This window comes from Xanthomonas sp. BRIP62415, assembly GCF_003993515.1.
In the GTDB taxonomy this organism is placed as follows: Bacteria; Pseudomonadota; Gammaproteobacteria; order Xanthomonadales; family Xanthomonadaceae; genus Xanthomonas; species Xanthomonas euroxanthea.
On record NZ_QEZH01000028.1, the window covers coordinates 197,843 to 210,055 of the forward strand.

The 12,213-nt window shown below is 65.5% G+C and carries 12 protein-coding genes; 11 read left to right on the forward strand and 1 reads right to left on the reverse strand.

The genetic code is table 11. From position 1 onward, the window contains the following. Window positions 1-58: 58 nt before the first annotated feature. Window positions 59-940: a PD40 domain-containing protein gene (locus EO141_RS13495; protein WP_127169446.1), complete on the reverse strand. Its 882-nt coding sequence runs from the start codon at window positions 938-940 to the stop codon at window positions 59-61. A 52-nt stretch (window positions 941-992) separates the two neighbouring features. On the opposite strand from EO141_RS13495, the gene aroE reads away from it, so the two are divergent. The 11 genes from aroE to EO141_RS13550 all read left to right on the forward strand — a co-directional run bounded on the left by aroE (window position 993) and on the right by EO141_RS13550 (window position 12,149). Beyond that, entirely contained in the window at window positions 993-1,844 is an 852-nt protein-coding gene (gene aroE, locus EO141_RS13500; RefSeq protein ID WP_104584212.1) for a shikimate dehydrogenase, read from the forward strand. Then, complete coding sequence (locus EO141_RS13505) at window positions 1,834-2,208, forward strand: hypothetical protein (RefSeq protein ID WP_181116597.1); 375 nt, start codon at window positions 1,834-1,836, stop codon at window positions 2,206-2,208. The genes aroE and EO141_RS13505 overlap by 11 nt, the downstream gene beginning before the upstream one ends. Continuing rightward, window positions 2,205-2,441, forward strand: coding sequence for a hypothetical protein (locus tag EO141_RS13510; protein WP_104584214.1), 237 nt, complete (start codon window positions 2,205-2,207; stop codon window positions 2,439-2,441). The genes EO141_RS13505 and EO141_RS13510 overlap by 4 nt, the downstream gene beginning before the upstream one ends. Window positions 2,442-2,691: 250 nt before the next feature. Continuing rightward, the gene (dinG, locus tag EO141_RS13515) at window positions 2,692-4,824 is read left to right on the forward strand and encodes an ATP-dependent DNA helicase DinG (RefSeq protein WP_115678023.1); all 2,133 of its coding nucleotides are present in this window, start codon (window positions 2,692-2,694) and stop codon (window positions 4,822-4,824) included. Between the two features lie 188 nt (window positions 4,825-5,012). Next, window positions 5,013-5,621, forward strand: a complete 609-nt coding sequence (locus EO141_RS13520; protein ID WP_104649929.1) for a DUF6624 domain-containing protein — start codon at window positions 5,013-5,015, stop codon at window positions 5,619-5,621. 439 nt (window positions 5,622-6,060) lie between these two features. Then, window positions 6,061-7,566: a catalase KatB gene (gene katB, locus EO141_RS13525; protein ID WP_206514807.1), complete on the forward strand. Its 1,506-nt coding sequence runs from the start codon at window positions 6,061-6,063 to the stop codon at window positions 7,564-7,566. 57 nt (window positions 7,567-7,623) lie between these two features. Further along, window positions 7,624-8,199, forward strand: coding sequence for an ankyrin repeat domain-containing protein (locus EO141_RS13530; protein ID WP_127169448.1), 576 nt, complete (start codon window positions 7,624-7,626; stop codon window positions 8,197-8,199). A gap of 864 nt (window positions 8,200-9,063) precedes the next feature. Further along, window positions 9,064-9,288: a hypothetical protein gene (locus tag EO141_RS13535; RefSeq protein ID WP_016902784.1), complete on the forward strand. Its 225-nt coding sequence runs from the start codon at window positions 9,064-9,066 to the stop codon at window positions 9,286-9,288. A 461-nt stretch (window positions 9,289-9,749) separates the two neighbouring features. Continuing rightward, window positions 9,750-10,754 (forward strand): tRNA dihydrouridine(20/20a) synthase DusA, encoded by a 1,005-nt coding sequence (gene dusA / locus EO141_RS13540; RefSeq protein WP_127169449.1) that lies wholly within the window; start codon window positions 9,750-9,752, stop codon window positions 10,752-10,754. 337 nt (window positions 10,755-11,091) lie between these two features. Continuing rightward, on the forward strand, window positions 11,092-11,394 hold the full coding sequence (locus EO141_RS13545; RefSeq protein ID WP_104584226.1) for a hypothetical protein: 303 nt from the start codon (window positions 11,092-11,094) through the stop codon (window positions 11,392-11,394). A gap of 71 nt (window positions 11,395-11,465) precedes the next feature. Further along, window positions 11,466-12,149 carry a response regulator transcription factor gene (locus EO141_RS13550; RefSeq protein ID WP_002808458.1) on the forward strand — a complete coding sequence of 228 codons (684 nt, stop codon included), beginning with the start codon at window positions 11,466-11,468 and terminating at the stop codon, window positions 12,147-12,149. Window positions 12,150-12,213: the final 64 nt, after the last annotated feature.

Genomic DNA, 12,213 nt, shown 5'->3' on the forward strand with positions numbered 1-12,213 from the left:
ACCGACGCGACATAGTCTGGCTGGCCGCTCCTTGCCTGAATCTGCACATCCAGCCACCTCAACGGCAGCTCGTATCTCCCTCCGCCGCCGGTGCCTTCATCCGGTAGATGTCCAGCTGCCCCGCACGCGGTGCGCGCGCGCTGCCGGTCACCAGCAACTCGCCCGGCTTGGCCGCGTCCACCACCGCACCGAAGGTGCGTTCCTGCGGCCCGTTGAACGACAGCGGCAGCGCCTGGCCCACGGTGTAATGGCCGTTGTTGCAGGTCGCCAGCACCAACTGGCTGGGGCCATCCCGTTGACCGCGTGCCCATACCAGCCCCCGTCCATCGCCGAGCCAGGCCGCATCCAGCTCGTCGGCAGCGCTGTTGATGTCGCTCAACGGCACCGGCGCCGCAAAGGCCTGCCCGTCCCAGCGCGCCATGAACAGGTCCATGCCGCCGGCGCCGCCGTGGCCGTCGCTGGCGAACACCAGACGCGTGGCGTCCAGCGACAGCGTCGGGGAACGCTCGTCGCTGCGGCTGTTGATCGGCGCGCCAAGCGATTGCACCGCGCCGATCCGGCCCTGCGCATCCACCGGCGCGCGATACAGGTCCGCGCCGCCGGTACCGCCGGGCCGGGTGGAGGCAAACAGCAGCCAGCGGCCATCGGCACTGAACAGCGGGGAGGTCTCGTGCTGCTCGGTGTTGATCGGCAGCACTTCGGCGTTCTGCCAACGCCCGCCGCTCAACCGGGCCTGCCACAGATCCCAGCCGCCGGTACCGCCGGCGCGGTCGCTGGCCCAGACGATGCGTTGCCCGTCCGGACTCAGCGTGGCGCGCGCCTCGTTGGCCGGCGTGGAGACCACACCCATGCCTTCGATGCCGAATTCGGCAAGCCCCGAAGCGGCCGGGACGCAGAGTAAACTTGCCGCCAGCGCGAGCAGCGTCCATCGAAGTTGCATGCGGTGTTCCTGTCTCAAGTCGCGCACAGTCTAGTCAACCAGAGAGCGTTTCATGCCCGTATCCCGTTATGCCGTGTTCGGTCACCCCGTCGCCCATTCGCTGTCGCCGGCCATCCACGCCGACTTCGGGAAGCAGACCGGCATCGCGCTGGACTACACCGCCATCGACGCAGCGCCGGAAGCATTCGCTGCCGCGCTGGAGCGCTTCGCCGACGAAGGCGGCAAGGGTGCAAACGTGACCCTGCCGCTGAAGGAGGCCGCCTGTGCGTTATCGGCCAGCCTGAGCGAGCGTGCGCGTCTGGCCGGTGCGGTCAATACGCTGGTGCGCAACGACGGCCGCTGGGAGGGCGACAACACCGATGGCGCCGGCCTGGTGCGCGATCTCACCGACCGCCACGGGCTGGATCTGCGCGGTCGCCGTGTGCTGCTGCTGGGCGCCGGCGGTGCCGCGCGCGGCGTGGCGCCGGCGCTGCTGGAAGCGGGCATCACCGAAATGGTGGTGGTGAACCGCTCGCCCGAGCGCGCCGATGCCTTGTGCGATGCGCTTGGCGAACCGGGGCGGGTGGTCTCGCGCTATATCGAAGACCTGCGCGACCTGGGCGACTTCGAACTGATCGTCAATGCCACCGCAGCCGGGCGTGATCGCGACGCCGGTGCGTTCGCCATGCCGCTGGGTCTGGTCAACAGCCTCACCGCAGCGGTCGATCTCAACTACGGCGCCACCGCTATCGCCTTCCTGGCCTGGGCACGTGCAGCGCAATGCCGCTACGCCGTCGATGGCCTGGGCATGCTGGTGGAGCAGGCCGCCGAGAGTTTCGCGCTGTGGCATGGCGTGCGCCCGGACACCGACCCGGTGTACGCCGCGCTGCGCGCGCGCGAGGCCCTCCTGGTCAGTGCCGACTGAGGTGGGCAGCGTCACCGCCACCGATATCCTGCTGACCCTGGTCACCAGCCTGCTGTCGCGCGTGCCGATGCTGATCGCGCTGCTGCTCGGGCTGGTTCTGCTGTGGCGTGCCTCGCAAAGCCCGTTGCGGCGTGCCGGGCTGGCCGCGCTCTGGCTACTGCTGGGCTGCCTGTTTGCCGAGGTTGCCTTCCAGGCGATTCCGATGCTGCTGCTGCAGCAAGGCAATGTGCGTCAGATCAGCACGGTGGTCAGCATCGCCCACTTCGTGCTGATGGCGGTGCAAGGCGTGGGCATCGGCGTGCTGGTGTGGACGCTGGCAGGCAGCCTGCAACGGATGCCGCCCGCCACCGGCCCGCGCCCATGATTCCGCTCAAAGCCATCGCGCTGGTGGTGGTCGGGCTGGTCAGCGCCGGGCAGGGCGGGTGGACGCTGCTGCATCCGCAGGCGCTGGCCGCGGTCAATCGCGGCGGTCTGCTGTACGAACGCTTCGGGCCCACTGGCGTGGGCGCCGGCATGTTGCTGATGGGCATCGCAATGGTGGTCATCGGACTGGTCTGGGCGCGCCATGCATGGCCGCGGCGGCCGCAAGGCCACTGACAACCTGAAGCGACGCTGCCTGCTCGTTGCAGGTGGCGCAGGGTGATTCGGTCGGCATCCATTGCGCGACCCTTCGGGTCAGGACTTGTGGCCAGTGCCTGCCGGCGCTGATCGGATCCGAGGCATGCGGTGGCCGTGCAGCGTGCGCACCCGGGAACAGGGTGGCGGCGGCGCCCTGCGCCAGCAAACACGTTCAGCCGAGCGCCGTGCCGGTCGCAGGCGCTGCGCCGGTCCGTGCGAAAATAGCCCGATGAATGAAGTTGCCCCACCGGCCGCGCCGTCGGCGCCCGTTCCCACCCAGCGTGTGCTGACCGACCCGATCAAGGCCGGCATCCGCGAGGCTTACGCCAAGCTGCAGGCCAACACGCCCGGCTTCGCCACCCGGCGGGCGCAGAGCCAGATGATCGGCCTGGTCTCGCGCGCGCTGGCCACCTCCGGTGGCATCGGCATTGCCGAGGCGCCTACCGGCGTCGGCAAGAGCCTGGGCTATCTCACCGCCGGCGTGCCGATCGCGCTGGCCACCAAGAAAAAGCTGGTCATCAGCACCGGCACCGTGGCGCTGCAATCGCAGCTGGTGGAGCGCGACATCCCGGCCTTCCTCAAGGCCACCGGCCTGGAAGCCACGGTTGCGCTGGCCAAGGGCCGCACCCGCTACCTGTGCACGCGCAACGCCGCCGAGCTGCAGGGCGAAACCAGCCAGGAAGGCATGTTCGACGACGAGCAGGTGCTCTACGACCGCCCGCTCAGCCCGGCCGACGCGGATCTGGCCAAGCGCCTGGCCAAGGCCTACGCCGAGCGCAGCTGGAACGGCGATCTGGACGATGCGCCCGAACAGGTCTCGGTACCGCTGCGGCTGCGCATCACCACGCCGGCCTCCGGCTGTGCCGGCCGCCGCTGCAGCTACGCCGCGCAATGCCCGGTGCTGAAGGCGCGCACCGACGTGCGCGAAGCGCAGATCGTGGTCACCAACCATGCACTGCTGCTGTCGTCGCTGTCGCTGGGCGATGCCGAGAATGGCCAGCCCTTGATCGCCCCGCCCGCCGACATGCTGCTGGTGCTCGACGAAGGCCACCACATCGCCGGCGTGGCGATCGACCAGGGCGCGGCCAACCTGCCATTGGACGAGATGGCCAAGCGCACCGGCCGGTTGCAGATCCTCATCGCCGCCGCCTACCGCGCCGTGGACAAGGACAAGCTCGGCAACCTGCTGCCCAACGAGGCCATCGAGGTGGCCGCGCGCGTGTCCAAGCTGCTCAAGGCCTTCCATGCCGAGGTCGAACGCGTGTGGAAGCCCGAGCCCGGCGAGCGCGATCCCCTGTGGCGTGCGGCCAACGGCAAGCTGCCGCCGCAGTGGGGCCCGGCCATCGAAGAACTCGGCGAAGAAACCCGCGCGCTGTTCAACTGGGTGCATGCCGCACACAGTGCGATCGCCAAGGGCAAGCAGGACGATGCGGCGCGCGAACGCCTGCAGCGCAGCCTCGGCCTGGCCCTGGAGATGGCCGAGCAGCAACACAATCTGTGGAGCGGCTGGCGGCGCGAGGACAAGGAAGGCCAGCCGCCGATGGCCCGCTGGATCACCCTGTCGCGCGATGGCGATCTGATCTGCCATTGCTCGCCGGTGTCGGCCGCGCAGGTGCTGCGCACGATGATCTGGAACGAAGTGGATTCGGTGGTGATGACCTCGGCCACCTTGACCGGTGGCGGCGATTTCCAATCGTTTGCCATCGACAACGGCCTGCCCGATCACGCCGAGATGGCTTCGTTGGCCTCACCGTTCGACCTGCCCAACCAAGCCGAGTTGATCGTGCCCAATTTCCCGGTCACTCCCGACGACCGCGAAGGCCACCCGAAGGAAGTCGCACGTTACCTGGTGCGCGAACTCGACTGGACGTCCAAGGGCAGCATCGTGCTGTTCACCTCGCGCTGGAAGATGGAAAAGGTCGCCGACCTGATGCCGCTGGCGCAGCGCAACCGCGTACTGGTGCAGGGCGAGGGCAACAAGTCGCAACTGATCACCGAACACCTGCGCCGCATCGCCGCCGGCGAAGGCTCGGTGCTGTTTGGCCTGAACTCCTTCGGCGAAGGCCTGGACCTGCCCGGCGATGCCTGCACCACTGTGGTCATTACCCAGGTACCGTTCGCAGTGCCGACCGACCCGCAGACCTCGACCTTGAGCGAATGGCTGGAAAGCCGCGGCCACAATGCCTTCAACCTGATCGCCATCCCGCACGCGCTGCGCACGCTCACGCAGTTTGCAGGCCGCTTGATCCGCAGCTCCAGCGACCACGGCCGCGTGATCATCCTCGACTCGCGCCTGCTGACGCGCCGCTACGGCAAACGCATCATCGACGCGCTGCCGCCGTTCAAGCGGGTGATCGGCTAGCGGCGCCAAGCCTGCGCCAGTCCTGCACGGAGGATGAACCGTCCGTCTCGCAGAGTGCCGCTGTCACGCGTTTGCGGTGCATGACCGTGCCCGTCAATGCGCGTGGCATGTCGATGGCAGCGGTATCTTTCCCTGCCGTGCTTTATCGACGCGATGTCGTGACCTTTTCAGATCCGGGAGGATTGCGGATGAAGACAGTGATGCTCGGTGTACTGCTATGGCAGCTGACGACTGCGGGATGGGCGATTGCCGGAGTCGATCGCAATTTGCAGCAAGGTGGTCCAGGCATGAACGCCTCTTACCGCGAACAGCTGCTGGCACTGGCCGATGCAGATCAGAAGATCCGCGAGCAGATTCGTGGTGCTTTCACGGCGCAACAGCTACAGGCCAACCAAGGCGCAGCGAAAGACATGGCAATGCGTCTGGTTGCGTCGCAACGGGAAAACCAGGCTGCGCTGTCTGCATTGATCGAGAAATTCGGCTTCCCCGATGTCGCGTCGGTTGGCGAAGACGGGGCGCATGCTGGTTTCCTGGTCGCGCAGCACTCCACTGACCGCACATTTCGCGATGGCTTCCTGAAGAGCATCGAGGTTGCAGTGGCGCGCGGGTCTTACAGCACCGCGGACATGGCATTGTTCGTGGATCGTAATCTGATCATGTCGGGCAAGCCGCAGCGCTACGGTACCCAGCGCAAGGCGGACGGCAGCCTGTTCGAGCTGGAGGATCCGGCGCAGCTGGCACGCAGACGGGCAGAGGTCGGTTTGCCTGACGAACAGGGCGGTTCTGGCGGTCTTTGAACCTTGCGGAGATCGCCAAGTGCGATGCGATGGCTGCGCTGCTTGTCAACGCATGGGGCGCGTGCATGCCTGGGTCAAAAAGACGTCGCGATGTACGGGTGCCTTGGTTTTCGCTGGCGATGACACCCGGCCCTGTGCGTATTTTCACCGCATGCTGCTGCTGGTTCGTGAGCCTGCCGATCTTCTGCACTGCAGTATTCTTACAGCCACCAACGCACTGCGTGCGCCGCTGTGAATCAGGCCTGGTCACCGCATCCGCGGCATAAGCGGCATGATCTTCAACGTACCGCCGCTTTGTTACGCGATGCATATCACGCTCTGTAGTCATCATCATGTTCGCCTATCGCAGCGATCATAACTAACGACTTCTCACGCTTCGGTCCGCTGGCCATCATTCAGCTCCCTCAAACGAGCTGACGCCATGCGCCCTGGATCCCTCATGGTGCTAGCCCTGCTAGCCCCCACGTTGATCGCCCCGCCGGTCTTCGCCCAATCCGTCCTGACCCGCGACAATGGCGCCAAGGTCGGTGACAACCAGAACTCGCAGACCGCCGGAGCCAATGGCCCGACCCTGCTGCAGGATGTGCAGCTGATCCAGAAGCTGCAGCGCTTCGATCGCGAGCGCATCCCCGAGCGCGTGGTGCATGCACGCGGCACCGGCGTCAAAGGCGAGTTCACCGCTACCGCCGATCTGTCCAGCCTGACCAAGGCCAAGGTATTCGGTGCCGGCGAAAAGACCCCGGTGTTCGTGCGCTTCTCCTCGGTGGTGCACGGCAATCACTCGCCGGAAACGTTGCGCGACCCGCACGGCTTTGCCACCAAGTTCTACACCAGCGAAGGCAACTGGGATCTGGTCGGCAACAACTTCCCCACCTTCTTCATCCGCGATGCGATCAAGTTCCCCGACATGGTCCATGCCTTCAAGCCGGACCCGCGCACCAACCTGGACGACGACTCGCGCCGTTTCGATTTCTTCTCGCACGTGCCCGAAAGCACCCGCACGCTGACGCTGCTGTATTCCAACGAAGGCACCCCGGCCGGCTATCGCTTCATGGATGGCAACGGTGTGCATGCCTACAAGCTGGTCAATGCCCAGGGTGAAGTGCACTACGTCAAGTTCCACTGGAAGACGCTGCAGGGCATCAAGAACCTCGATCCCAAGCAGGTTGCCGCCGTCCAGGCCAAGGACTACAGCCACCTGACCAACGACCTGGTCGGTGCGATCAAGAAGGGCGACTACCCGAAGTGGGACCTGTACGTGCAGGTGCTCAAGCCGGAAGACCTGGCCAAGTTCGATTTCGATCCGCTGGATGCCACCAAGATTTGGCCGGACGTGCCGGAGCAGAAGGTCGGCCAGATGGTGTTGAACAAGAACGTCGACAACTTCTTCCAGGAAACCGAGCAGGTCGCGATGGCGCCGGCCAACCTGGTGCCGGGCATCGAGCCGTCCGAAGATCGTTTGCTGCAGGGCCGTATCTTCTCCTACGCCGATACCCAGCTGTATCGCGTCGGCACCAATGGTTTGAGCCTGCCGGTGAATCGTCCGCGTGTGGCGGTCAACAACGGCAACCAGGATGGCGAGGCCAATCACGGCCACACCACCAGTGGCGTGAACTACGAGCCGAGCCGCCTGGAACCGCGTCCGCAGGACACTGCTGCGCGCTATAGCGAACTGCCGCTGTCGGGTACCACCCAGCAGGCCAAGATCACCCGCGAGCAGAACTTCAAGCAGGCCGGTGAGTTGTATCGGTCCTACAGCAAGAAGGATCGCGCCGATCTGGTGCAGAGTTTCGGCGAGTCGCTGGCCAACACCGATACCGAGAGCAAGCACATCCTGCTGTCGTTCCTGTACAAGGCCGACCCCGAGTACGGCACCGGCGTGACCCGTGTCGCCAAGGGCGACCTGGCCCGGGTCAAGCAGCTGGCTTCCAGCCTGCAGGACTGATCCGCCCACGGCATCGCGGCCTGTGCCGCGGTGCCGTTTCGCTATCGGGAGAGCCATATGCGCACCTTGCTGTTTCTGATGCTTGGCACCCTGTCTGCGGCTGCCAACGCTGCCTCGCCCACAGCTGCCTCCACCAGCGCCACGACTGCCGCCGCCGACCCGGCGCAGATCAAGCTGCAGTTGCGCGAGTATTTCTTCGACGCCGCACGCGAAGGGCGGCAGGACATGCTTGCCGAGTTCATCCGCTCGCACTACGACCTCAACACCCGCGACGAGAAGGGCTACACCGCCCTGATCCTGGCGGCCTATCACGGCCAGCGCCCGGCGGTGGAGCAGCTGCTCAGCGCCGGCGCCGACCCCTGCGCGCAGGACAAGCGCGGCAACACTGCGCTGATGGGCGCGATCTTCAAGGGCGAGCTGGGCATCGCCAAGCGCCTGATGCAGGCCGACTGTGCTCCCGACCAGCGCAACAATGCCGGGCAGACCGCGGCGATGTACGCAGCGCTGTTCCAGCGGACCGATGTACTCAAGGAGCTGGCCGCCAAGGGCGCGGACCTCAGCCTCAAGGATGGGCAGGGCAACGATGTGACCAGGCTGCAACGCGGCGAGTTCGCGACGACCCCGGCGCGCTGAGCGCGCCACTCATGCGTGGCGCGCCTGGCATGTGTGACGCGTAAGGCGTCAGTAACCTCGTACCGGCGCCACTCGGCCTATGCCGGTGTTAGTCCGGCCACCGATGCCGACGAGAGCCATCGGTGATATGTGCTGCAGCGTGCCGCACCGTTATCAACCGGCCAGCCGCCTGTAGGCCCCATCCGAGCGGGTTACACGCCTCGCGCTCAGGCATCTTCGACGCGCTGTACGTGGTTGCGACGGCAGATCCGTCCCGGTGGCCGTCGGATGAGCCGCTGATCGGCATCGCCTGAGTCCTGCACCTCGATACACGGAGCCTCGGCGGCCTCGCAGCAGCACTCCATCTACCGGTGCGTACCGGCGACGCCCGCTCGGCTATGACCACCGACGTGGTTCGGGGGCAGCCGTTGCGCACCGAGCGCACCGCATCCTCGCTCTGAGATCGGCTGGCCGCGCCTCGACTTACTCAATCTGCCTTCATCACCTGCCGAGATGGGCAACCATCGCCCCCGCCAGGTTCGGAGGTCAGCCATCGTGCACCGAGCGCAGCGAATCGTCGCTCCCGGAGCGGCTAGTGGCTCGCCGACCTGCTCAATTTGCCTCCACGACCCGCCAAAAAGTGCAGCCACCGCCTCCGCCGGTTTTCTGCCGCAGGCGCGTTGGATCTCTGGCGGAAGTGGTGATTTTTCCGCCACTGCGTCAGGAGTCTCCTGACGTGGAAATGCTTGTGCGCCAAGGGTTTGACAGAAGTCTGAGTGCGCGCTGACTTGCCTGAAATTTGTTCGGGAAAACCGCAAAAAACAGTTCAAGAAAGCGCTGCGAACGCCGATGCTTCCGCTATCGCACACTGGAACCCCCCGGACCATGAAGCTCGATCCCTCCATCCCTTTCCTGATGTCCCTGCTGGCCATGGTGCTGTGCACCGCCACTGCTGTGGTCGCCCTGGTGTTCGGTCAGGTACACGTGCTGGCCACGTCGTGGAGCTTCTACACCGTGCTGGGCACTGCCCTGATCACTCTGGTCGCTTCGTACCACGCCCTCGGCAAGCCGTTGAGCGCCGAAGAGCGTGTGGGCTTCCGCAACCCGTAACTGCAGATGCGGTCCAGGCGCAGGAAACTCCGCTGCACCGGACCAATGAGCTTCGCGCGTCACCGATGATGCACTGCGTTCGCCCTGTCCAGGCGAACGCCGCCAGACACGCGCATCCTGCAGCGATGCCGCCTGAGCCGCCTGATGACGCTTGCACCGGGCAAGCGACGGGAACGAGAACAGCGCCGGCGCGATGTTGTTCGCTCCTCCCGACGCAGAAAGTCGCCCGATGCCAGCCACCGAAGCGCGCGCCGCCAGCACGTCATAAACTTGCGTCCTGCGTGGATTCGGCCAGCCGAGATGGGGCAGTCACAGAGTGCAGTGAGCGATGATCCTGCAGAGGACTCCGATAGGTAAGCCGTGCGGGATGCCGCGCCGCGCTGCGGCAGATTCATCGACACCCGTGTAAGCTGTTGATCCTGCTCCGCATTCCGATGGCCGCCTGTTGCGGCCACATGTCGATGACCGCTTCCGCCGATCGCTACGCCGCCTCCCTGCGCCTGTCCGTCGCCCCGATGATGGACTGGACCGACCGCCATTGCCGGGTCTTCCATCGCCTGCTGGCACCCTCGGCGCGGCTGTATACCGAGATGGTGCATGCCAATGCAGTGATCCATGGAGATCGCACGCGGCTGATCGGCTTCGATCCGGTCGAACATCCGCTGGCGTTGCAACTGGGCGGCAGCGAGCCGGCGCAGCTTGCGCAGGCCGCGGCGATCGCGCAGGAGTGGGGCTACGACGAGATCAACCTCAATTGCGGCTGCCCGTCCGATCGGGTGCAGGCCGGGCGCTTCGGTGCCTGCCTGATGCGCGAGCCGGGCCTGGTGGCCGACTGTGTTGCCGCCATGTGTGCGGCGACCATGTTGCCGGTCACGGTCAAATGCCGCCTCGGCGTGGACGATGACGACGACTACGCCGTGTTCGCCAGCTTCGTCGACCAGGTGGTCGCAGCCGGCGCGGCGATGGTGGTGGTGCATGCCCGCAACGCGTGGCTCAAGGGCTTATCGCCCAAGGAAAACCGCGAGGTGCCGCCGTTGCGTTACGACTGGGCCTATCGCCTCAAGCAGGAGTGCCCCGCGCTGCCGGTGGTGCTCAATGGCGGCATTGCGGCGGTGGAGGCCGCCCTGGAGCATCTACACCAGGCCGACGGCGTCATGCTCGGCCGCGCCGCCTACCACGATCCCTACGTGCTGCATCGCCTGGATGCGGCCCTGAACCAGCGTGCGGAGCAGCCGCGCGATGCGTTGCTGCGCGCCTTGCGGCCCTACGTCGAGTCGCAGCTGGAACGCGGCCTGGCGCTGAAGCATATGACCCGGCACGTGCTGGGGCTGTTCCATGGCCAGCCGGGCGGACGCGCGTTCCGGCAGGTCCTGAGCGAGGGCGCACACCGGCCGGGTGCGGGTTGGGATCTGGTCGAGCAGGCCTTGCAGCGCACCGACACCCAGGGCTGGCGCGTGGTGGCCTGAACTGGCTTGCAGCTTGCATTAGCTGAACCGGCATACGGATGTCTGGCATGTAGCGGGATGCCGCCGGTCAGGCGCGACTGCGAAATCCGGCGCTGAACCGCCCTATGGCAGTCGAATGGATTCATTTCGCTGAACCGCGTTAACACAAAGCTAAAAAGTTCAGATGGGATTCACCCCGAAAAATCAAGAATTTGGGTCTATTCTCGGGTTCGACCATGCGGTGCCCGGTGGCCGTCTTCACGAATTTTGAATGTTCCTGAACAACCCGCTAGGATTCATTGTGACCCAGCCGTCCTGCCGCGCCCGCTATGTCGTCCTGGTTGCCCTTGGGGTTGCCATGGCAGCGCCGTTGGCATGGGGACAGGCGTATCCGATGTCGCATGCGGGGCGTGAGGCGTTGCCGCCGTCTGCGCGCGGCAATGGACGCACGCTCTCGGACACCATCCGGCAGGTGCAGCGGTCCACCGGTGGACAGATCCTCAGTGCCGAGCGCGTGCCGTTCGACGGGGGCAATCTCAACCGGATCAAGTACATGAAGGATGGCCGCGTGCATACCGTGTACGAGTCGGAGCAGATGCAGGCCACGCCGCCGCGCAGCCAGGCTCAGCCGGATGCGCCACCACGCGACGATAACCACTAAACGTAGATAGTTCTGCGTTCAGTCTCATAAATTCCCCGGCCATTGGCCGACAACGTAACTAGGGAGAGTGCATGCGTATCCTTTTGGTCGAAGACGAAGCTCCGCTGCGCGAGACCCTTGCCGCGCGCCTGAAGCGTGAAGGCTTTGCTGTCGACGCTGCACAAGACGGCGAAGAAGGCCTGTATATGGGCCGCGAAGTCCCGTTCGATGTCGGCATCATCGACCTTGGCCTGCCCAAGATGTCCGGGATGGAGTTGATCAAGGCGCTGCGCGACGAGGGCAAGAAATTCCCGGTGCTGATCCTGACCGCGCGTTCGAGCTGGCAGGACAAGGTCGAAGGCCTCAAGCAGGGCGCCGACGATTACCTGGTCAAGCCATTCCATGTGGAAGAGTTGCTGGCGCGCGTCAATGCGCTGCTGCGGCGCGCCGCAGGCTGGAGCAAGCCGACCCTGGAATGCGGCCCGGTTGCCCTGGATCTGGCAGCGCAGACGGTCAGCGTCAATGGCGCCAACGTGGACCTGACCAGCTACGAGTACAAGGTGCTCGAGTACCTGATGATGCATGCCGGCGAACTGGTCTCCAAGGCCGATCTGACCGAGCACATCTACCAGCAGGATTTCGATCGCGATTCGAACGTGCTGGAAGTGTTCATCGGCCGCCTGCGCAAGAAGCTCGATCCCGATGGTGAGCTCAAGCCGATCGAGACCGTACGCGGTCGCGGCTACCGTTTCGCCATTCCGCGTACCGAAGGCTGAGTCCGCGCATCGGCAAGCAGGAAGATCAGGTGCCGGGCCGCTCCAAATGGTATAGACGCTGGCG

Excerpts from the sequence above, each read along its gene's own strand:
- dusA (WP_127169449.1), top strand. The coding sequence starts at position 9,750 with ATGACCGCTTCCGCCGATCGCTACGCCGCCTCCCTGCGCCTGTCCGTC.
- dinG (WP_115678023.1), top strand. The coding sequence starts at position 2,692 with ATGAATGAAGTTGCCCCACCGGCCGCGCCGTCGGCGCCCGTTCCCACC.
- EO141_RS13510 (WP_104584214.1), top strand. The coding sequence starts at position 2,205 with ATGATTCCGCTCAAAGCCATCGCGCTGGTGGTGGTCGGGCTGGTCAGC.
- EO141_RS13520 (WP_104649929.1), top strand. The coding sequence starts at position 5,013 with ATGAAGACAGTGATGCTCGGTGTACTGCTATGGCAGCTGACGACTGCG.
- katB (WP_206514807.1), top strand. The coding sequence starts at position 6,061 with ATGGTGCTAGCCCTGCTAGCCCCCACGTTGATCGCCCCGCCGGTCTTC.
- EO141_RS13550 (WP_002808458.1), top strand. The coding sequence starts at position 11,466 with ATGCGTATCCTTTTGGTCGAAGACGAAGCTCCGCTGCGCGAGACCCTT.
- EO141_RS13530 (WP_127169448.1), top strand. The coding sequence starts at position 7,624 with ATGCGCACCTTGCTGTTTCTGATGCTTGGCACCCTGTCTGCGGCTGCC.
- EO141_RS13545 (WP_104584226.1), top strand. The coding sequence starts at position 11,092 with ATGGCAGCGCCGTTGGCATGGGGACAGGCGTATCCGATGTCGCATGCG.
- aroE (WP_104584212.1), top strand. The coding sequence starts at position 993 with ATGCCCGTATCCCGTTATGCCGTGTTCGGTCACCCCGTCGCCCATTCG.
- EO141_RS13495 (WP_127169446.1), bottom strand. The coding sequence starts at position 940 with ATGCAACTTCGATGGACGCTGCTCGCGCTGGCGGCAAGTTTACTCTGC.
- EO141_RS13535 (WP_016902784.1), top strand. The coding sequence starts at position 9,064 with ATGAAGCTCGATCCCTCCATCCCTTTCCTGATGTCCCTGCTGGCCATG.